This window comes from Agrobacterium sp. (assembly GCF_032092815.1).
GTDB lineage: Bacteria > Pseudomonadota > Alphaproteobacteria > Rhizobiales > Rhizobiaceae > Agrobacterium.
Genome location: NZ_DAMDBP010000005.1, coordinates 93,847 through 113,630, shown reverse-complemented (window position 1 = coordinate 113,630; position 19,784 = coordinate 93,847). Strand labels below are relative to the sequence as shown.

The following is a 19,784-nucleotide window of genomic DNA, read 5'->3' as shown; positions in this document are numbered from 1 at the left end:
CACCTTGCAGCCTGGAACTACTTCCAGTCCGTCGATTCCGAAGTCAATGCCGAGTTCATCAAGACGTGGCACGCCTTCACCAAGAACGACAAGCGCGTGACCAACGACCCAATGGAAGCCGCCTATATCGGCTTTAACGCCTGGGTAAAGGCTGTTGAGGCTGCTGGTACCACCGAGACTGATGCCGTTCTCGACTCGATCATCGGTGTCTCCGTACCGAACCTGTCGGGTGGTTACTCCACCGTCATGCCGAACCACCACATCACCAAGCCTGTGCTGATCGGTGAAATCCAGGCGGATGGCCAGTTCGAAATCGTACAGCAGACCCCGCAGGTGGTCGGTGACGAATGGTCCGATTATCTGCCAGACAGCAAGGACCTGATTTCCGATTGGCGCAAGCCGATGGAGTGCGGCAACTTCAACGTTGCTTCCGGCAAGTGCGGCGGCAAGGGCAGCTGATAAGCCAGAAATGCGGGTGCCGATCAGCGTGAACTTGGTCGGCACCAAGCACCCAATAGTCGGGCGAGGCCTGCTAATGACGTCGAGGGGGAGTGCACCTGAGACAAAAAGGAAAGATCCTTCTTTCCAGAATTCGTCTGCCAGTTTCTGAGAACTGACGTGCAGACTTCCAAGGGGGACTTGGGACTATGATTTTTCGTGTTTTGGCCCTGATCTGCCTGCTCTTCAGCCTCGTGTCGCCTTCCATGGCGCAGAGTGATCCGAAGGCGATGATTGATGCGCTGGGGACGGCTGATTTCAAAAAGGCAGAAGTGTTGATCGGGCAGATTGCCGCGACGGGGGATGCCCGTGTGGTGCCTGCCCTTGAGGCTTTTGCCGCCGGCGATCTTTATGTTCGCAAGGCAGACAATCTGGTTTTCATGACCAAGACCGCAGGATCCGGTTTTACGCTGATTGATCCGCTGACGGGTGCTGAAGCCGGAGAGGCGCCAAAGGCAGCCGTGACCAAGATCAGGGTCAATAACAATCTGCGCCGGGTTATTCGTTCCGCTTTGGGCGGTTTGACGTTGCTGAGCCCGGAGAAATCGGTGCGCCTTTCGGCAGCTGATGCCGTTCTCAAGGCGCCCAGTTCTGAAAATCTCGATCTGCTGGATGCAGCCCTTGCCAAGGAAGCCGATGGCGAGGTGCGTGCGCGCATGGAGGAGGCGAGGGCCGTTTCGCTTTTGTCGTCCGATCGTGCGGTAGACGAGAAAAAAGCGGCAATCGAGACCATCAGCAAAATTGGTGGCCGTGATGCGATCAGCATTCTGATGGCCGCATCATCGTCTGTCGATGCCAGCCTGAAACCTGACATCGATGCTGCGATTTCAAAGATCGAAAGCTCGCTGGCGTTCTGGGATGGTGCGCAAAATGTCTGGTACGGCCTGTCGCTCGGCTCCGTTCTGCTGCTGGCAGCGATTGGCCTTGCCATCACCTTCGGTGTGATGGGCATCATCAACATGGCGCATGGCGAAATGGTGATGATCGGCGCTTACTCCACCTTTATGGTGCAGGAGGTTATCCGCACCAACTATCCCGGTTTGTTTGACTGGTCTTTGGCCATTGCGCTGCCTGTGGCATTTCTTGTCACCGGCTTCGTCGGGCTTGTCATGGAGCGCGGCGTCATCCGTTTTCTCTACGGCCGTCCGCTTGAGACCCTGCTTGCCACCTGGGGTATCTCGCTCATTCTGCAGCAGGCGGTTCGTTCAATCTTCGGGCCAACCAACCGGGAAGTCGGCAGCCCAAGCTGGATGTCTGGTTCGTTCAGCGTCGGTTATCTGAACTTCACCTGGAACCGCGTCTGGATCGTCATCTTTTCGCTGTCGGTGTTCTTTGCGCTGCTGTTGCTGTTGAAACGTTCCTCGTTCGGTTTGCAGATGCGTGCCGTCACCCAGAACCGCCGCATGGCGTCGTCCATGGGGATCAGAACACCCTGGGTTGATGCCTTTACCTTTGCGCTTGGCTCCGGTGTGGCCGGTCTTGCCGGTGTTGCCCTCTCGCAGATCGACAATGTGTCGCCCAATCTTGGCCAGAGCTACATCATCGACAGTTTCATGGTGGTGGTGTTTGGCGGTGTCGGCAATCTTTGGGGCACATTGGTTGGGGCGCTGTCGCTGGGTGTGCTCAACAAGTTCCTGGAGCCGACGGTCGGTGCCGTGCTCGGCAAGATCCTCGTCCTCGTGCTCATCATCCTGTTCATTCAGAAGCGGCCGCGTGGTCTCTTCGCACTCAAGGGAAGGGCCATCGAAGCATGATTACCGGCTTCCTTCTTCGGGCGCTTGATCGCCGTATCATTTTTGCAATCGGCATTCTGCTGGCTGTTGCCCTGCTCATCCCGGCATCAAACCTGCTGCTGCCTGCCGACAATCCGTTGCATGTGCCGACCTACATCATGTCGATGCTGGGCAAATATCTGGCCTATGCCTTGCTGGCACTGGCACTGGATCTTGTGTGGGGGTATTGCGGCATTCTTTCACTGGGGCACGCCGCGTTTTTTGCGCTGGGTGGTTATGCCATGGGCATGTATCTGATGCGTCAAATCGGGACGCGTGGCGTCTACGGTCACCCCGTTTTGCCCGATTTCATGGTGTTCCTGAACTGGAAAGAACTGCCGTGGTTCTGGCAGGGTTTTGACATGTTCTGGTTTGCCATGTTGATGGTGCTGGTGGTGCCGGGTGTGCTGGCCTTCGTGTTTGGCTGGTTTGCGTTTCGCTCCCGCGTCAATGGCGTTTATCTCTCCATCATCACCCAGGCGATGACCTACGCACTGCTGTTGGCCTTCTTCCGCAACGACATGGGCTTTGGCGGCAATAATGGTCTGACGGACTTCAAGGATATTCTCGGTTTCTCCGTGCAGGCAGATGGCACACGTGCCGTTCTGTTTGCCATGACCGCCATCATGCTGGCGCTCAGCCTTCTGATCGCGTCGGGTATCGTGAACTCCAAGTTCGGCAAGGTGCTTGTCGGTGTGCGGGATGCGGAAAGCCGCGTGCGGTTCCTTGGCTTCCGGGTGGAAAACATCAAGCTGTTCACCTTCGTTGTCTCGGCGATGATGGCAGGCATTGCCGGTGCGCTGTTTGTGCCGCAGGTCGGTATCATCAACCCAGGTGAGTTTTCTCCAGCCAACTCCATCGAAGTGGTGGTTTGGACGGCAGTTGGCGGGCGTGGCACGTTGATTGGCCCGATTATCGGTGCCGTACTGGTCAATGGCGGTAAGAGCTATTTCACCGGTGCGTTCCCGGAACTGTGGCTGTTTGCTTTGGGCGGGCTTTTTATCGCGGTCACGCTGTTTTTCCCAAAGGGCATTGTTGGGACTATCCAGCAGTTCATCGGCACTCGGCGGGAGAAGCGTGAAGCACTGGCGAAAACCAATGTTGCAGCCTCTGTCGATGTGAAAACACCGACACCGGCACAACAGGCGGCGGAGTAACGACCATGAACATGATTGCGGAAAACAGAACGAAAAGCCTACTTTATCTGGATGGCGTGTCCGTATCCTTTGACGGGTTCAAGGCACTCAATTCTCTGTCCTTCGTGGTGGAGCCGGGAGAGCTTCGCGCCATCATCGGCCCCAATGGCGCCGGCAAAACGACGATGATGGATATCATCACCGGCAAGACGCGACCGGACACCGGCAAGGTGTTGTTTGAAGACAGTGTCGATCTGACGAAAAAGGACGAGGCGGATATTGCCCAGCTTGGCATTGGCCGCAAGTTCCAGAAACCAACGGTGTTTGAAAGCCACACGGTGTGGGACAATCTGGAGCTGGCGTTAAACCGCAAGCGCGGGGTTTTTGCCACTTTGTTTTACCGGCTGACCGAAGAAGACAAGGCCCGCATCGAAGAAATTCTCGGCACCGTACGCCTTGGCCATCGTCGCAATGATCTGGCCGCCAATCTTTCACACGGTCAGAAGCAGTGGCTGGAGATTGGCATGTTGCTGGCGCAGGAACCGAAACTTCTTCTGGTCGATGAGCCTGTGGCAGGCATGACCGATGCTGAAACCGCCGAAACGGCTGTGCTGTTGAAGGAAATCGCCAAGACCCGTTCCGTGGTGGTGGTGGAACACGACATGGGCTTCATCCGCGAGCTCGGTGTGAAGGTAACCTGCCTTGCCGAAGGCTCCGTGCTGGCCGAGGGATCGATTGATTTTGTGTCGAGCGATCCCAAGGTGATCGAGAATTATCTGGGGCGGTAATGGAGAAATTTGTGTTGATACCCCCCCTCTGCCCTGCCGGGCATCTCCCCCTCAAGGGTGGAGATTGGCAGGAGGCTAACTTCAGTCCGTATCTGCAACGTCAGATATGGGCGGGAGATCACCACGATCTATCTCCCCACCTGTGGGGGAGATGCCCGGCAGGGCAGAGGGGGGCGGCGCCTCTCAACAGCAGGCCAGAGGGAGCGACATCATGCTGAGCGTTAACAACATCAATCTTCACTACGGCGCGGCGCAGGCTCTGCGTGGCATTTCGCTGAATGCGGAAATGGGCAAGATTACCTGCGTTCTCGGACGCAATGGTGTTGGTAAAAGCTCGCTGTTGCGTGCCGTTACCGGTCAACATCCTTTAAGTGGTGGCACAATCAGCTTCAGCGGCGAAAGCCTCAATGGCCTTGCACCTTACCAGCGTGCCAAGCGCGGGGTCGGTTATGTGCCGCAGGGGCGTGAAATCTTCCCGCTTCTCAGCGTTCAGGAAAATCTGGAAAGCGGTTATGCGCCGCTGTCGCGCAAGGATCGGTTTATTCCCGACGATATTTTCAGCCTGTTTCCGGTGCTGCAATCGATGTTGTCACGTCGTGGTGGGGATTTGTCTGGTGGACAGCAGCAGCAGCTTGCCATTGGCCGTGCACTGGTGACGCGCCCGAAAATTCTGGTGCTGGACGAGCCGACCGAGGGCATTCAGCCATCGATCATCAAGGATATCGGCCGGGCCATCAAATATTTACGGGATTCCACCGGTATGGCGATTTTATTGGTCGAACAATATCTGGATTTCTGCCGCGAGCTTGCCGACTATGTCTACATCATGGATCGCGGAGAAATCGTGCATGAAGGCGCGGCAGAGACGCTGGATACGCCGGAAGCACGTCGTCACCTAACGGTGTAGCGTCCCTGATGTGTTCACGGACCTGTAAATTCGATATAATAAAGTGAACTCCTATGCATTGTTGCAAGGCATTCATGCATCGTTTTAGCATTTCATCGAATAAGGAGTTGTGGTAATTGGCGCATATGCTGCATGCGGGACATAAAATGAGCCTTGTGACATGCGGCTTCCGTCGATCCCTTACATTCCACGTGTCTCTGTCTTATGGTTGAGACCTTGTGCCAATAAAGGCGTGCCGATGAAACTTGATGATGCTGGCCGGATTGTCCGGTTTGTTTTGCCACTTCGCACCATTACCGCAAGCTTTTTCGCGCTCACAGCCATGAGCGCCGCCGCATCTGCATCGATGTGCGGTCAACCTGTCGAGCCAGGCCGACATCCGTTTTCCGTGATGTCGGGTTCCGATCAACGTTCAGGCATGTATTTTGTTCCATCCTCTTATGATGGACAGAAGAAGTTGCCTGTGGTGTTTGATTTCCACGGCAGCAACAGCAACGCTGTCGGGCAGATGAACCGGAGCGGTTGGGACCGAGTGGCAGAACGTGACGGCTTTGTTACTGTCGCCTTGCAGGGCAGTCTTTCCGGGGAAATGAACGGCACCAATGCCTGGAATGTGCCGGGGGTGACTACACGCGAGGGTGGGCTGGATGAAGTCAGCTACATCAGGGATGCGATAAAGACCATTTCTGAAAAATTGTGCATCGACGAGCAGCGCATCTATGCCTCCGGTTATTCCGGTGGGGGGCGCATGTTGTCGCAATATCTCTGCAATGGAAACAAGGACTTTGCCGCAGCCGGTTTTGTCGCCTCCTTGCGTGCGGGATATCCGGTTGAGAAAGACGGTGCGTGGATGCCGGATGCGGCCACTTGCACACCGGCGCGTCCCATTTCCATCATCGCTTTTGCCGGCACCAAGGATCCGGCCAACCCTTATCAGGGTGGCGGAAAGGCATACTGGCGTTATAGCGGCGAAACCGCGCTGAAACGCTGGGCAGAGATGGATGGCTGCAAGGGCGCTGTGAAGAGCAGAACGGCTGGCCGCGTGACGTTCAATACCTATGATGTGTGCAAATCCGGATCTCGTGTTTACTCCTACGTGATTGACGGATGGGACCATGCATGGCCGCGTACCCCGGTGAAGGCGGAGGTCATTGCCGCTTCTGCCGATGGCAAACGTAAAGCTGTGGCTGAGGTCTCAAGGCAGGTTGATGCTGCTGACACGATGTGGGATTTCTTCCAGAATACGGAAGGCCAGCTTGTGGTCGATGCTGCTGTCAAGAAAAGCGATTGCACCTTGCAGGCAATGCCGGCTTCCGCCTCTGCCAAAACATCGGAGACGACGTGCAGTCAAATCAGCAACTCAGCGAGCATTCCGGTCATCAAGGCCGTCAGCAAAGAGCCCGTGGCAGAGGATGCCTTGTAACCAAGGCATCCGAGGGCAAAACCCGGCTTGAAACGCTTTTTCAGGAAGGCTGCGCAAAAATCCGCCTTCCTGATACGTTCTCCAATGAAATGGAGGCCATTCTCATCAACTCGTCTGGCGGGTTGACGGGAGGTGACACCATAGAATGGGGCGCTGTCGCGGGGGCGGGCTCCAAACTGGTTGTCACCACGCAGGCCTGCGAAAAAATCTACAAGGCATCGTTTGGTACGGCCACGGTTGCTGCAAGGGTGACGGCGGAGGCTGGTTCCGTGCTGCATTGGTTACCACAGGAAACAATTCTTTTCGACAAGGCCTCTCTTAGCCGTCGGCTGGAGGCCGATATTGATCTCTCAGCTGAATTTCTGGCCGTCGAGGCCGTGCTGCTTGGGCGCAGGGCCATGGGCGAGATGATGCGCGGCGGGCTGTTTCGTGATCGCTGGCGTATACGCCATGGTGGCAGGCTCGTTCATGCCGAAGAGTTGCGGCTGGATGGTGATATCGAAAGACTGGCTGCCTCTGCATCGGTGTTGAACGGGCAGGTGGCCTTTGCCACCCTGCTTTATATCGGACCATTGGCCGAGGCGATGTTACCCAGAGTGCGTGATGCCTTGGGCGAATATGGTGGCGCAAGCGAATGGCAAGGCAAGCTGGTGGTGCGTGTGGCCGCCGAAGATGGATTTGCGTTGAGAAAAATACTGGTGCCGGTGATTTCGCACTTGCGTAATGGCGCGCCAGTGCCGAAAGTCTGGAATCTATAAGAACAAGAGTGGGACGATAATGAACCTTAGCCCGAGAGAGAAAGACAAGCTGCTGATTTCCATGGCGGCCATGGTTGCACGCCGTCGCCTGGAGCGCGGGGTAAAGCTCAACTATCCCGAAGCTATCGCTCTGATCAGCGATTTCGTCGTGGAGGGTGCGCGTGACGGCCGTGCCGTTGCCGAGTTGATGGAGGCTGGCGCCCATGTGATCACCCGCGATCAGGTCATGGAAGGCATCGCCGAAATGATCCATGATGTTCAGGTCGAGGCAACCTTTCCCGATGGTACCAAACTGGTGACGGTTCACGAACCAATCCGCTGAGAATAAACAGGGGAACGACATGGCGCTGGAACTAAGACCCAACTGCGAGTGTTGTGACACGGACTTGCCACCGGCGAGCCTCAACGCGGTCATGTGCTCTTTCGAATGCACGTTCTGCACTGATTGTGCTGAAGACATACTTCATGGGAAATGCCCCAACTGCGGCGGCGAACTGGTGCGTCGGCCTGTGCGGCCAGCGGCAAAACTGGTGAACAATCCTGCCTCTACGGTGCGCATATTCAAGGCGGCAGGCTGCATTTCACAGAAAAGCGCATAAGCTGACATTATAAGGAGGATCAAATGATCCCTGGGGAAATTATCGCAGCAGAAGGCTCCATTGAACTCAATGCGGGCCTGACAACAGTCACTCTCAAGGTTTCCAATACCGGTGATCGTCCGGTGCAGGTTGGCAGCCACTATCATTTTGCAGAAACCAATGTCGGGCTTGATTTCGAGCGCGAGCAGGCGTTTGGCATGCGGCTTGATATTCCCGCTGGTACGGCGGTACGCTTCGAGCCGGGACAGACGCGTGAAGTGACACTGGTTCCGTTGTCGGGAAAACGTGAAGTCTACGGTTTCCGTCAGCAGGTCATGGGGAGGCTTTGATATGGCAACACAACATTATCATGGCAGCTGCCAATGCGGCGCTGTGAGTTTTGAGACAGATGCGGATCTGGACAACACCGTGGTGTGCAACTGCTCTCGCTGCAAGCGTCTTGGATCGGTGCTGACCTTTGTGCCGAAAGACCAATTTAACCTGGTATCCGGCGAACAGAACCTGAGCGAATATCTGTTCAACAAACACAAGATTCACCACCTGTTTTGCGCTACCTGCGGTATTGAGAGCTTCGCTTATGCCGATGCGCCGGATGGAACCCCGATGGTGGCGGTGAACGCCAACTGCCTTGATGGCGTCGATGCAAGAGCGCTTTCGCCACAGGCCTATGACGGCGCCTCGCGATGATGGCACGTGTGTTAATAATGGGCATCGCGACACTGATTGCCAGTGTCGCGCCCGCAGGGCTGGTGCTTGCCCAGAGTGAACCGCAGGTCGATTGCACCGCACCGCAGACGCAGGCCGACATGACGATCTGCGCGTCGCGTGACTACGACGCCGCAGACAAGGCGTTGAACACCGAATACCAGTCCGTGCGGAAAATCCTGGCCGAGCGCGATAGTTCCGCTAGCGATGATGCCGACAAGGGGGCTGCAAAGGCCTTGCTTGCAGCGCAGCGCGCATGGATTGCTTACCGTGATGCCAATTGCGAGGCCGTTGGTTATCAGGCGCGGGGTGGTACATTGGAGCCGATGCTGGTTGCTTCGTGCCTGGCAGATATGAGCCGCAAACGTGCCGAGGAACTGAAATCCTTGGCCGAGGGGTTTTGACTGCGATGGGGCAAAAAATCGTGGTCGTTGGCAATGGCGATATACCCGATGGAGCAGGTGAACTGATCGACCTGTCCGATCTGGTGATCCGCTTTAATGATTGCCGTTCCTATGGCCGGGGTGGTTCAAAAACCGATATTGTCGCCGTGTGTAACACCGGGCGACCGGGAAAGGCGATGAGCGAGGAGCCGGAGTGGCGTTCGCTTCATCCTGTTCAGGCATCGTCTGCCATCTGGTCGGTGCGCGATCCGTCGAAGTTCATTGACATGCGCTCTGGCCTCAAGATGAGCAATCCGGAGCTCGATGATTTCTGCGACGACTACAGCAGCGCATTTGCAGCTTTTGCGGCAGGCGGTGGCAAACAGCACGAGATCATTTCGCGAGAGGTGCATGAACAAGCCGACGCGATGCTGACCCGTTATTCGCCGGAGCCTTATATCTGCCCAAGCAGTGGCCTGATTGCCATTTTGCGTGTGCTGGAGGCGGCCACTGCCGATCAGGATCAGGTTTTGATTACCGGATTTTCGCATCAAGGCTGGTCTGGCCATCCGTTCACGGCTGAAAAACAATTGGTCGATGCTCTCGTGACCGAGGGCAAACTCACAAGAATTTCAACAGAATAGCTTTTCTCCGTATTTCAAGGAGCATGAACCCATGGCTTATAAAATTTCCCGTGCAGCCTATGCCAGCATGTTTGGTCCAACCGTCGGTGATAAGGTACGTCTTGCAGATACCGAACTGTTTATCGAGATCGAAAAAGACCACACCACCTATGGTGAAGAGGTCAAGTTTGGCGGCGGCAAGGTCATTCGCGACGGTATGGGGCAAAGCCAGGTGACACGTGCCAACGGCGCTGTCGATACGGTCATTACCAACGCAGTGATTGTCGATCACTGGGGGATCGTCAAGGCCGATATTGGCCTGAAGGATGGCCGCATCGTTGCCATCGGCAAGGCCGGCAACCCGGACACCCAGCCAGGCGTCAACATCATTGTCGGACCGGGTACGGAAGCCATTGCCGGTGAAGGCAAGATCGTGACCGCAGGCGGCATGGACAGCCATATTCATTTCATTTGCCCACAGCAGATCGAAGAAGCGCTGATGAGCGGGTTGACCTGCATGCTGGGCGGTGGCACGGGACCGGCGCATGGTACGCTTGCAACCACCTGCACCCCCGGACCATGGCATATTGCTCGCATGATTGAGGCGGCGGATGCCTTTCCTATGAACCTTGCCTTTGCTGGCAAGGGCAATGCTTCGCTGCCGGGTGCGTTGGAGGAAATGGTGCTGGGTGGTGCCACGTCGCTCAAGCTGCATGAAGATTGGGGCACGACACCAGGCGCTATCGACTGCTGCCTTTCGGTGGCGGATGAATATGACGTGCAGGTGATGATCCATACCGACACGCTGAACGAGAGTGGTTTCGTGGAAGATACGGTCGGTTCGATCAAGGGTCGCACGATCCACGCCTTCCACACTGAAGGTGCCGGTGGCGGTCACGCGCCTGATATCATCAAGATTTGCGGTCAGATGAACGTCATCCCGTCATCGACCAACCCGACGCGGCCTTACACCGTCAACACGCTGGCCGAACATCTTGACATGTTGATGGTGTGCCATCACCTGTCACCATCCATCCCGGAAGACATTGCATTTGCGGAAAGCCGCATTCGCAAGGAAACCATTGCCGCAGAAGACATTCTGCACGACATCGGTGCCTTTTCGATTATTTCATCTGACAGTCAGGCGATGGGTCGCGTCGGCGAGGTCGCCATTCGTACCTGGCAGACCGCGGACAAGATGAAACGTCAGCGCGGTCGTTTGCCTCAGGAAACCGGCGAGAACGACAATTTCCGCGTTCGCCGTTACATCGCAAAATATACGATCAATCCAGCCATTGCCCATGGTGTCAGCCATGAAATCGGCTCGATTGCCGTTGGCAAACGCGCCGATCTGGTCATCTGGAACCCGGCCTTTTTCGGTATCAAGCCGGATCTGGTGCTGATGGGAGGTACGATCGTTGCTGCACCCATGGGTGATCCAAATGCGTCGATCCCGACACCGCAGCCGGTACATTACCGTCCCATGTTCGGTGCCTATGGCAAGGCCCGCACCAATTCGTCGGTCACATTCGTGTCGCAGGCATCACTGGATGCGGGGCTGGCGCAGCGTCTTGGTGTTTCGAAGAGCCTTGTTGCCGTGAAGAATACCCGTGGTGGCATTTCCAAGAAGTCGATGGTGCTGAATGACCTGACGCCGCATATCGAAGTGGATCCCGAAACATACGAGGTTCGTGCCGATGGTGAACTGTTGACCTGTGAGCCGGCAACGGTTCTGCCGATGGCACAGCGTTACTTCCTGTTCTAGAAGCAGAGCTGTACGGCTTGTAATTGTGCATGGCTGCATTGCGGGAGGATATTTCCTGCTGCAATGCACGCTGTTTTGCGCTATCTCAAAACTCGAATTAAAGGCGGGCATTGTTCCCAAGCTTTGTCACGCGCCACAGACAGGAGAAAAACATGCTCGGTAAAAAAGTTCCCTCCGTTACATTCCGCACGCGCGTTCGCGACGAAGCGGTAGGCGGCCCTAATCCGTTTCGTTGGCAGGATGTAACCTCTGACGATTATTTCGCAGGCAAGAAGGTCGTTCTCTTCTCGCTGCCAGGCGCGTTCACGCCAACATGCTCGACTTACCAGCTGCCTGACTTCGAAAAACTGACACCAGAATTCCGCGCCCTTGGCATTGACGAAATCTATTGCCTTTCGGTCAATGACGCATTCGTCATGAACGCATGGGCAAAGAGCCAGAACCTTGAAAACGTCAAGGTCATCCCAGATGGTTCGGGTGAATTCACCCGCAAGATGGGCATGCTGGTTGCCAAGGACAATCTCGGTTTTGGGATGCGCTCATGGCGTTACGCTGCCGTTGTCAACGACGGTGTTGTCGAACAGTGGTTTGAAGAGGAAGGCTACTCCGACAATTGCGAAAGCGATCCGTACGGAGCGTCTTCTCCACAGAGCATCCTTGAGCAGCTACAGGCCCGCAAGGTTGCCTAAGGCGCCAGCGCAGTCAGAACATCTTGAAATCAAAGGCTCGGAGGAATTCCGGGCCTTTTTTGCAATCAACAAATCGCGTGAAAATGTTAACGGCTACGCATTCAAAGTGATGGGAATAAAGACGGAAAGCAACTTTTTGATATGTTTGATACAAAGTCCTTCACAGAGTTAATTTGATTCGTACCGCCCTTGTTTTTAAGGGGTGGGCGTTTCTTGCTTGTTGGCTGTCAAGTTGTTTTTGCGTTTTTTGACTAATCTCTGTGCGTTTATCTTTATACTTTGAAATGCTAAAATTTTAGAGATTGTATTAACTCCGAACAAACATCTCGGCCTTATCCGTTAGGGGATTAAAACGAGGTTATTCGATGTTTGCCCGTCTGAAAAAACTCTTTTCAATCGATATTGATTCCGTAGAGCTTGAAGATGCCAGAACCATTCCTGCTTTTGCTGGCAAGACGGTGTTTCTGGCAATCATTCTGTCGATTTTTGTGAGCATTTCGGCCCTGTTGTTGGCCAATATTTTCGATTTTTTACCGGTTACGTTTTCGGACGCTATCGCCTACGGGATTGCCATGTCCTGGCTGGTCGGTGGCAGCGTTGCCTTGTTCATTTCCTTTTGTGCATGGCGCCTTATCCGCAAACTTTACCTTTCACGTGACGAGTTCGAGCGGTTGAGCCGTACGGACACGCTCTCTGGCCTCATGAACCGCCGCGCCTTTAATGATGCCTTTGAAAGCGTTCACGACAATGCGTCGCTGGCGATCTTCGATCTTGATCGGTTCAAGGCGATCAATGACTGTCACGGCCATTCGGCAGGCGATATCGTCATTCGTACCGTTGCCAACACTCTGGCTGATTCCTTCAGCGCCCTTCATCCGGTTGCGCGTCTGGGCGGGGAGGAGTTTTCCGTCATCATCCGGGGCGGGCAGCAGGGAGACCGAATGGCGCTGGTTGAGCTGGCGCGTCGCAAGATCGAAGCGCTGACCCACACATTTGAACATGATTCGGTCAGTACCACCGTCTCTGTCGGTGTGGCTGAAATTGTCGCCGGGCGACGCAAGGATGACATCTTCATTTCGGCGGACCGCGCGCTCTACCTGGCGAAAGCCAGCGGCCGCAACCGCGCCCTGCATGAGCAGGAAATGCATGGTGTGCAGCAGGAATATCGCGCAAGCGTTACATTCCTAAACAGGGATGGGCAACAAGGACAGGCCAAGGCAAGTTGAACCTTGCATTCGGGCAGGTGATCCGGCACGTATCTGGTACTGACTTTTAAATGGAACCGGAAAAGCCATGTTACGCGTCACCTCCTATCTGCCTGCTGGTACACCAGCTGACGAAACCTCCGATTTTGTGGTGCTTGCCCATGATCAGCGCCACCTGAGACGCAAGCTGCTGCATTTGCAGAATGATGAAATGGTGATGCTTGATCTGAAAGAGCCAGTGCTGTTTGCTCATGGCGACCTGCTGGTGGTGGAAAATGGCGACCTGATTGAAGTGCGCGCCGCCAATGAGAAACTGTTCGAGATTACCGGCCGCGATACGCTGCATCTGATCGAACTGGCCTGGCATCTGGGTAACCGACATCTGTCTGCGCAGATCGAAGAAGATCGCATTCTGATCCTGCGGGACCATGTCATCCGCTCGATGCTTCAAGGGCTTGGTGCAACTGTGCTGGATGTGGAAGAACCGTTCCAGCCGGCACGTGGTGCCTACCATGCCCATGGCAGCCATTCGCATGGTCACGATCATAAGCATGACCACGGGCATGCTCACGAACATGACCACGGTCATCACCACCACAATCACGACTAATCCATGCCTTCAAACAATGACATTGCCGGGCTTCTGAGGCTCATGGCGTGGATGTCTCCAGCCTTTCCGGTCGGAGCGTTTTCCTATTCTGCTGGCCTTGAAGGGGCCGTGCATGATGGTCTGCTCCGCAATGCCGAAGGGCTTGCCGACTGGGTGACGTCATCCGTTGAACGCGGGGCGCTCTGGAATGATGCCGTGTTTATGGCTGAGGCCAATCGCTCTCATAGTGACAGGCAGTCTCTGCATGACTTGTGCGAGCTTGCGAGGGCGCTTGCGGGCTCTGCTGAACGCTACCGTGAAACGGTGCAGTTGGGCGATGCATTTGTCACTGCCGCCAAGGCTTGGCCGGATACTGTTTTTGAGCGTTTGCCCTCCCAGGTGGCATACCCCGTTGCCGTGGGTGCGGTTGCGGCGGCACACGATGTGGAGGCAGTGAGTGCCATTGCGGCCTATCTGCATGCGGGCGTATCGCAAATGATCTCTGCTGCAATCCGCCTCGGCATTGCTGGCCAGACTGATGGGGTGGCCATTTTGGCCAAGACGGAGCGTCTACTGGGCGAGATTGCCGCCAAGGCCAATGCTACGACAATGGATGATCTCGGTAGTTCGACCATTCTGGCTGACACGATGTTTCTGCGGCACGAGACCCAGCACTCGCGCCTGTTTCGATCCTGAAATGGAGATGCTGTTCATTTCTTCTGTCGTTGCATCGCAGCATATTGAATGAAACGTCCAAGCTTCATAAGGTCGTGGGTATCAGAACATAAAAAGGAACAGTCGATGAAATCGGGAAATGGCCCCTTGCGGGTCGGGATCGGCGGGCCGGTTGGTTCGGGTAAAACCGCGCTGACGGAAAAGCTCTGCAAGGCCATGAGCGGGGATTATTCCGTCGCGGTTGTGACCAACGATATCTATACCAAGGAAGATGCCGAGGCGCTGGTGCGCATGCAGGCTTTGCCATCCGAGCGTATTGTCGGTGTTGAAACAGGTGGGTGTCCGCACACCGCTATTCGTGAGGATGCAACAATCAATTTGCAGGCGATCGCCGGTCTCAATGAGCGGTTTCCTGATCTGGATGTGGTGTTCATCGAATCTGGCGGAGATAATCTCGCTGCCACCTTTTCCCCTGATCTCGCCGACATCACCATCTACGTGATTTCGGTCTGCCAGGGCGAGGAAATCCCACGCAAGGGTGGTCCTGGCATCACCCGTTCTGACCTCCTGGTAATCAACAAGAAGGATCTTGCACCTCATGTCGGTGCCGATCTCGATGTGATGGACAAGGATGCAACGCGCATGCGCAAGGAAATGCCGTTCCTCTTCACCGACATGAAGCGTGGTGATGGTATCGACGGCATTGTCGATTTCCTCAAATTGCAAGGTGGTCTGTAAGGCTGTTGTCGAGCTGAGCCGATGGTGAGGCTTGCGATCTGAAAACAGAAAAGACGGAACGCCCCACGAAGGTGTCCCGTCTTCTCACTCCCCCGCTCCCCGCAGGAAGGGATTAGAAGAACTGGAGCTGACATCGCTCCTGCGTGGCGTGCACCCAGTCTTCTGTCTGTCATGCTGCTGTCCCACACCTTGTGATGTGGTGAGGGCGACATGTTTTTAAATCTGACGCAGGGCGCCGATATCATTCACCTGCACGACACGACCACGCACCGTCACGCCAGCCTGACGCAACGTTGAAAAGGCACGAGACAAAGCCTCCGGTGCCAGGCCGAGCTTGCCAGCCAGAAGGCTTTTCTGGAAGGGGAGGCGTAGAGAATAGGATGTGGCGCCATGTGGGCCGCTGGTAATCAGATAATTGGCGACGCGCTGTGGTGCTGTCTGCAGTCTGTCATTTGCCACACAGTCCATGGCGTTCAACAGACTGTTCGACAGGCACTGCATCACCGCCTTGGCGACACCCGGCTCCTGTTCGATCATGGTGCGGATACGAGGCAATTCGAAACGCGCCAGCGTGGTGCTTTCGGCGGTTTGGGCGTTATAACGATAACGGTCACTGCCAAAAATCAGGCATTCGTTGAATGTGTCACCCGGCCCGCAGACACGGATATCCGCTTCACGACCATCCTTGTTCAGGCGGTATATGCGCACGAAGCCGTTCAGCACACAATAAAGGTGCTCGGCCGGGTCGTTCTCGCGAAAAAGAATATGTCGTGCATCGAACGTCACAATGGCCGCCGCTTCGAGAAGTTTAAGCGCGGACGCATCATCCCCAGCTCCTATGAAGGGAGCGCGGACGAGAATGTTCCTGTCCTTGTTGCTCAGTTTCACAGTTTTGTTCACGTTTGTCATGGCTCCCGATCAAACCCTGACCTGACAGACGGCCCCATGAACACGGCGCCCCGGTTCACAACTTCTGACCTTGTACACCTTGCCACTGGTGCTCTCACTGTCTGCCCAAGTCTTGCCAACATTAAACTTGCCAATTTCAGGCAGAGTACCACGACGGAAAAACTGCTATTTGATTTCGATCAATGAGCCATAAACTTCGCTGTAAATGTTGTGGTCCTTTACAAACATTTCCAAATAAAAACGCCGGATTGTGCATCCGGCGTTTTTGCATGAGATTTGCGAAGACTTCATTCTGCTGCCAGAGGCGGCAATCGCAGAACATTGTCGTTCTTTTTGTTATCCCGGTGCGCGGAAGGACCGCCGCGCTCCATGATGTCCATCCGCTTTTCAACTTCGGCCAGGGCGCGTGAATTATCGAGCGCCATCTGGGACAGTTCTTCCTTGGACAGAACCTCCGGATCCTCTTCCTTCTTGCCGACGAACCGGCCGAAGAGGTGGCCGAGAAGCCGCGAGAGGTCATCCATGATCAGGAAGAAGGCCGGGACCACGACAAGCGATAGAACGGTTGAGACGATGATGCCGCCGATAACCGCAATGGCCATTGGCGCGCGGAACGAACCACCTTCACCCACGCCAAGCGCTGAAGGCAGCATGCCGGCCGACATGGCAATCGACGTCATGATGATCGGACGGGCGCGCTTACGGCCGGCTTCCACCATGGCGTGAACACGTTCCATGCCGTGCCTGCGCATTTCGATGGCGAAATCGACCAGCAGAATGGCGTTCTTGGTGACGATGCCCATCAACATCAGGATACCAATCAGAACAGGCATCGACAGTGCGTTCTGGGTGATGATCAGCGCAACGGCCACACCGCCAATTGCCAGCGGCAACGAGAACAGAATGGTGAAGGGCTGGATCACATCCTTGAACAGCAGGATGAGCACGACAAGAACCAGCATCAGGCCAAGCAACATGGCATTGCCGAAGCTCTGCTGCATCTCGGCCTGAATTTTGGCGTCACCGCTTTCCGCCAGCCGAACGGTGGCTGGCAGTTCGGTTTCAGAAACGATGCGCTTGAATTCCGCCGTCGAGGTATCAAGTGCGGTGCCGAATGGTACGTCAGAACCAATAGCCACAACGCGGTTGCGGTTGTTGCGCTTGATCGAACTTGGACCTTCCGAATAATCGATATCGGCGACGCTATAGAGCGGTACGGACGCACCGGATGCGGTCTTGATCTTGATTGCCCGGATTTGAGCGAGATCGCGGCGGACATCCAGTGATGCCTGAACCCGGATCGGGATCTGGCGGTCATCCAGCGAAATCTTGGTCAACTGGGCGTCGATGTCACCAATGGTGGCGACACGCACGGTTTGCGAGATCTGTTGTGGTGTGATGCCGAGGCGGGCAATCTCATCCTTGCGGGGGCGAATTTGCAGTTCCGGACGGGGTAGTGCGCCTTCGGAGCTGACATTCGCCAGAATGGACGAGGCACGCAGGCGGGATTCCAGAATTCCGGTGGCTTCGTTCAAATCCGCTTCGTTGGACGACAGGAAGTTGAAGCTCAGCTCACGTTCCGCACGGTCATTCAGCTTGATGATGCGCACGTCAGGAATGTTTCTCACCTGCGCGAAAATATCATGCTCGACTTCCCATTGCGGTCTGGAACGGCCGGCTTCTTCCATCTTGGGTAGATATTGGCCGATCAGAGGAATGGACCCAAGACCCTTGTTGACCAATGTCTTGACGAGCGAATGGTCGATGTTCTGCAAAATCACCCGCACGGTTGCACGACGCAATTCGAGGTCGCCCTTGGGTGAGGCTCCGCCCAACACAAAAACGCTTTCCACACCGTCGATGCCGCGTACAGCCTGATAGATTTTCGATGTGGTTGCATCGGTTTCTTCCAGCGTTGCGTTTGGCGGCAGTTCGATGGACAGCACGACGCGAGAGGAATCTTCCGGCGGCATGAAGCTGCCCGGGACACCGCTCAAAAGTACAAGCGATGCGGCCAGGAAGCCGATGGCGCCCAGAAGGGTCAGATACCGCGCCCACCATTTGCGGGTGGTGGCGGAAACAAGGCGCGTATAGGCCTTCATCAGCCTGCCGTCATTGTCGTGATGGTCGTCCATCGCATCTTCGGCACGCATCAGATAGGCAGCCATCAACGGGGTGATCAGACGCGCCACCATCAGCGAGAAGAACACAGAGAAGGCAACAGTCAGGCCAAACTGGATGAAGTATTGGCCGGGCACGCCCGGCATGAAGGATACCGGCACGAAAACCGCGATGATGGTGAAGCTGGTCGCAATCACCGCAAGTCCAATTTCATCCGCTGCTTCAAGCGCTGCACGATATGGCGTCTTGCCCATCTTGATATGACGGGCAATGTTTTCAATTTCCACGATGGCATCGTCCACCAGAATACCGGTGGCAAGCGTCAAGGCGAGGAAGCTGACAAGGTTCAGCGAAAATCCCATGACATCCATGATCCAGAAGGTCGGGATCGCGGACAAGGGCAGGGCGACGGCGGCAATCAATGTTGCACGCCAGTTGCGCAGGAACAGCAGCACCACGATGATCGCCAGAACTGCACCTTCGATCAGTGTGTGAAGGGCGGACTCGTAGTTGCCATAGGTGAAGTAGACGGCATCATCGACCATTTCGATGCTGACATCCTTGTGTTCCGCACGCACCTGATCAAGGCTCTGGGCCACGGTTTCGGCAACGGAGACTTCACTGGCGCCCTTGGCGCGGAACACCGCAAAGGTAACCGCCGGTGTGCCATTGAAACGGGAGAAGGACTTGGGTTCTTCATAGGTGTCGTTGATGGTGCCCAGTTCCGACAGCTTGACGAAGCGGCCGCTCGGCAGAGAAATCGTCGTGTCGGCAAGCTGCGCCACATCACGGGCGTCACCCAGCGTGCGGATGGTCTGCTCATTGCCGGCCACCTGTCCACGGCCCGAGCCGAGGTCGACGTTGGTGCCACGAAGCTGGGTGTTTACCTCGGCAGCTGTGATGCCATAGGCATCCAGCTTGGATGGGTTGAGCGAGACGCGGATTTCGCGGTCTGCGCCACCATAACGGTCGATCTTGCCAATGCCTGGCTGGCCCTGCAGGGCGCGCTTGATGGTATCATCCACGAACCATGACAGTTCTTCCAGCGTCATGTTGGGGGAGGAAACGGCGAAGGTCTGGATCGCCTGACCTTCAACATCGACCTTGGTGACAACGGGTTCTTCAATATCGGCAGGCAGGTCGCTGCGGATCTTGTCGATGGCGTCCTTGGTGTCCTGAACAGCTTCTTCCGTCGGTTTTTCGATGCGGAAGATCACTGTGGTCTGTGACAGGCCATCCGTGACGGTTGACTGGATCTCGTCAATGCCGCTGATCGAGGCGACGGCGTCCTCGATCTCCTTGGTCACCTGCATTTCCAGTTCAGACGGCGAAGAACCGCTTTGTGTGACGGTGATCGCTACGACAGGAACGTCGATGTTCGGGAAACGGGTGATCGGCAGGCTGTAAAAGGACTGTATGCCGACAACCAGCAACAGCACAAAGCCGAGGATCGGCGCGATCGGATTCTTGATCGACCATGCTGAAAAGTTCATGGGATCGC

21 protein-coding genes are annotated in these 19,784 nt (G+C 55.7%); 19 read left to right on the top strand and 2 right to left on the bottom strand.

Going from position 1 to position 19,784, the window contains the following annotated elements:
• The 19 genes from RT613_RS04180 to ureG form a co-directional block, all read left to right on the top strand.
• Positions 1–459: transporter substrate-binding protein (locus RT613_RS04180; RefSeq protein WP_313613219.1), on the top strand; the 459-nt coding region annotated here is incomplete at its 5' end.
• Between the two features lie 188 nt (positions 460–647).
• Positions 648–2,252 carry an urea ABC transporter permease subunit UrtB gene (gene urtB, locus RT613_RS04175; protein ID WP_313613217.1) on the top strand — a complete coding sequence of 535 codons (1,605 nt, stop codon included), beginning with the start codon at positions 648–650 and terminating at the stop codon, positions 2,250–2,252.
• Positions 2,249–3,427: an urea ABC transporter permease subunit UrtC gene (urtC, locus tag RT613_RS04170; RefSeq protein WP_313613215.1), complete on the top strand. Its 1,179-nt coding sequence runs from the start codon at positions 2,249–2,251 to the stop codon at positions 3,425–3,427. Before urtB ends, urtC begins: the two co-directional genes overlap by 4 nt.
• 5 nt (positions 3,428–3,432) lie before the next feature.
• Positions 3,433–4,194 (top strand): urea ABC transporter ATP-binding protein UrtD, encoded by a 762-nt coding sequence (gene urtD, locus RT613_RS04165; protein ID WP_409558760.1) that lies wholly within the window; start codon positions 3,433–3,435, stop codon positions 4,192–4,194.
• A 211-nt stretch (positions 4,195–4,405) separates the two neighbouring features.
• Positions 4,406–5,101: an urea ABC transporter ATP-binding subunit UrtE gene (urtE, locus tag RT613_RS04160; RefSeq protein ID WP_313613213.1), complete on the top strand. Its 696-nt coding sequence runs from the start codon at positions 4,406–4,408 to the stop codon at positions 5,099–5,101.
• 238 nt (positions 5,102–5,339) lie between these two features.
• Positions 5,340–6,524: an alpha/beta hydrolase family esterase gene (locus RT613_RS04155; protein WP_409558759.1), complete on the top strand. Its 1,185-nt coding sequence runs from the start codon at positions 5,340–5,342 to the stop codon at positions 6,522–6,524.
• Positions 6,443–7,282 carry an urease accessory protein UreD gene (locus RT613_RS04150; RefSeq protein WP_313613211.1) on the top strand — a complete coding sequence of 280 codons (840 nt, stop codon included), beginning with the start codon at positions 6,443–6,445 and terminating at the stop codon, positions 7,280–7,282. Before RT613_RS04155 ends, RT613_RS04150 begins: the two co-directional genes overlap by 82 nt.
• A 19-nt stretch (positions 7,283–7,301) precedes the next feature.
• Positions 7,302–7,604 (top strand): urease subunit gamma, encoded by a 303-nt coding sequence (locus tag RT613_RS04145; RefSeq protein WP_313613210.1) that lies wholly within the window; start codon positions 7,302–7,304, stop codon positions 7,602–7,604.
• Positions 7,605–7,623: 19 nt separating this feature from the next.
• On the top strand, positions 7,624–7,881 hold the full coding sequence (locus tag RT613_RS04140; protein ID WP_313613208.1) for a DUF1272 domain-containing protein: 258 nt from the start codon (positions 7,624–7,626) through the stop codon (positions 7,879–7,881).
• Between the two features lie 23 nt (positions 7,882–7,904).
• Positions 7,905–8,210 carry an urease subunit beta gene (locus RT613_RS04135; RefSeq protein WP_313613206.1) on the top strand — a complete coding sequence of 102 codons (306 nt, stop codon included), beginning with the start codon at positions 7,905–7,907 and terminating at the stop codon, positions 8,208–8,210.
• 1 nt (position 8,211) lies between these two features.
• Positions 8,212–8,568, top strand: coding sequence for a GFA family protein (locus RT613_RS04130; RefSeq protein WP_313613205.1), 357 nt, complete (start codon positions 8,212–8,214; stop codon positions 8,566–8,568).
• Positions 8,569–8,585: 17 nt separating this feature from the next.
• A complete protein-coding gene (locus tag RT613_RS04125; protein WP_313613204.1) occupies positions 8,586–8,990 on the top strand; it encodes a lysozyme inhibitor LprI family protein in 405 nt (134 codons plus the stop codon).
• 5 nt (positions 8,991–8,995) lie between these two features.
• Complete coding sequence (locus tag RT613_RS04120) at positions 8,996–9,613, top strand: Urease operon accessory protein (protein ID WP_313613202.1); 618 nt, start codon at positions 8,996–8,998, stop codon at positions 9,611–9,613.
• 31 nt (positions 9,614–9,644) lie between these two features.
• Complete coding sequence (ureC, locus tag RT613_RS04115) at positions 9,645–11,357, top strand: urease subunit alpha (protein ID WP_313613201.1); 1,713 nt, start codon at positions 9,645–9,647, stop codon at positions 11,355–11,357.
• 152 nt (positions 11,358–11,509) lie between these two features.
• Complete coding sequence (locus tag RT613_RS04110; protein WP_313613200.1) at positions 11,510–12,046, top strand: peroxiredoxin; 537 nt, start codon at positions 11,510–11,512, stop codon at positions 12,044–12,046.
• 365 nt (positions 12,047–12,411) lie between these two features.
• Positions 12,412–13,272, top strand: coding sequence for a GGDEF domain-containing protein (locus tag RT613_RS04105; RefSeq protein ID WP_313613198.1), 861 nt, complete (start codon positions 12,412–12,414; stop codon positions 13,270–13,272).
• Positions 13,273–13,339: 67 nt separating this feature from the next.
• Entirely contained in the window at positions 13,340–13,861 is a 522-nt protein-coding gene (ureE, locus tag RT613_RS04100) for an urease accessory protein UreE (RefSeq protein WP_313613197.1), read from the top strand.
• A gap of 3 nt (positions 13,862–13,864) precedes the next feature.
• Positions 13,865–14,536: an urease accessory protein UreF gene (locus RT613_RS04095; RefSeq protein ID WP_313613196.1), complete on the top strand. Its 672-nt coding sequence runs from the start codon at positions 13,865–13,867 to the stop codon at positions 14,534–14,536.
• 105 nt (positions 14,537–14,641) lie between these two features.
• The gene (gene ureG, locus RT613_RS04090) at positions 14,642–15,253 is read left to right on the top strand and encodes an urease accessory protein UreG (RefSeq protein WP_313613195.1); all 612 of its coding nucleotides are present in this window, start codon (positions 14,642–14,644) and stop codon (positions 15,251–15,253) included.
• 216 nt (positions 15,254–15,469) lie between these two features.
• On the opposite strand, the gene RT613_RS04085 is transcribed toward ureG, so the two are convergent.
• Positions 15,470–16,162, bottom strand: a complete 693-nt coding sequence (locus RT613_RS04085; RefSeq protein WP_313613194.1) for a Crp/Fnr family transcriptional regulator — start codon at positions 16,160–16,162, stop codon at positions 15,470–15,472.
• A 287-nt stretch (positions 16,163–16,449) separates the two neighbouring features.
• Entirely contained in the window at positions 16,450–19,776 is a 3,327-nt protein-coding gene (locus RT613_RS04080; RefSeq protein ID WP_313613192.1) for an efflux RND transporter permease subunit, read from the bottom strand.
• Positions 19,777–19,784 lie beyond the last annotated feature (8 nt).

Bases quoted from the DNA above. Each gene is read 5' to 3' on its own strand.
- urtB (WP_313613217.1), top strand. From the start codon at position 648: ATGATTTTTCGTGTTTTGGCCCTGATCTGCCTGCTCTTCAGCCTCGTG.
- urtC (WP_313613215.1), top strand. From the start codon at position 2,249: ATGATTACCGGCTTCCTTCTTCGGGCGCTTGATCGCCGTATCATTTTT.
- urtD (WP_409558760.1), top strand. From the start codon at position 3,433: ATGAACATGATTGCGGAAAACAGAACGAAAAGCCTACTTTATCTGGAT.
- urtE (WP_313613213.1), top strand. From the start codon at position 4,406: ATGCTGAGCGTTAACAACATCAATCTTCACTACGGCGCGGCGCAGGCT.
- RT613_RS04155 (WP_409558759.1), top strand. From the start codon at position 5,340: ATGAAACTTGATGATGCTGGCCGGATTGTCCGGTTTGTTTTGCCACTT.
- RT613_RS04145 (WP_313613210.1), top strand. From the start codon at position 7,302: ATGAACCTTAGCCCGAGAGAGAAAGACAAGCTGCTGATTTCCATGGCG.
- RT613_RS04140 (WP_313613208.1), top strand. From the start codon at position 7,624: ATGGCGCTGGAACTAAGACCCAACTGCGAGTGTTGTGACACGGACTTG.
- RT613_RS04135 (WP_313613206.1), top strand. From the start codon at position 7,905: ATGATCCCTGGGGAAATTATCGCAGCAGAAGGCTCCATTGAACTCAAT.
- RT613_RS04130 (WP_313613205.1), top strand. From the start codon at position 8,212: ATGGCAACACAACATTATCATGGCAGCTGCCAATGCGGCGCTGTGAGT.
- RT613_RS04125 (WP_313613204.1), top strand. From the start codon at position 8,586: ATGGGCATCGCGACACTGATTGCCAGTGTCGCGCCCGCAGGGCTGGTG.
- RT613_RS04120 (WP_313613202.1), top strand. From the start codon at position 8,996: ATGGGGCAAAAAATCGTGGTCGTTGGCAATGGCGATATACCCGATGGA.
- ureC (WP_313613201.1), top strand. From the start codon at position 9,645: ATGGCTTATAAAATTTCCCGTGCAGCCTATGCCAGCATGTTTGGTCCA.
- RT613_RS04110 (WP_313613200.1), top strand. From the start codon at position 11,510: ATGCTCGGTAAAAAAGTTCCCTCCGTTACATTCCGCACGCGCGTTCGC.
- RT613_RS04105 (WP_313613198.1), top strand. From the start codon at position 12,412: ATGTTTGCCCGTCTGAAAAAACTCTTTTCAATCGATATTGATTCCGTA.
- ureE (WP_313613197.1), top strand. From the start codon at position 13,340: ATGTTACGCGTCACCTCCTATCTGCCTGCTGGTACACCAGCTGACGAA.
- RT613_RS04095 (WP_313613196.1), top strand. From the start codon at position 13,865: ATGCCTTCAAACAATGACATTGCCGGGCTTCTGAGGCTCATGGCGTGG.
- ureG (WP_313613195.1), top strand. From the start codon at position 14,642: ATGAAATCGGGAAATGGCCCCTTGCGGGTCGGGATCGGCGGGCCGGTT.
- RT613_RS04085 (WP_313613194.1), bottom strand. From the start codon at position 16,162: ATGACAAACGTGAACAAAACTGTGAAACTGAGCAACAAGGACAGGAAC.
- RT613_RS04080 (WP_313613192.1), bottom strand. From the start codon at position 19,776: ATGAACTTTTCAGCATGGTCGATCAAGAATCCGATCGCGCCGATCCTC.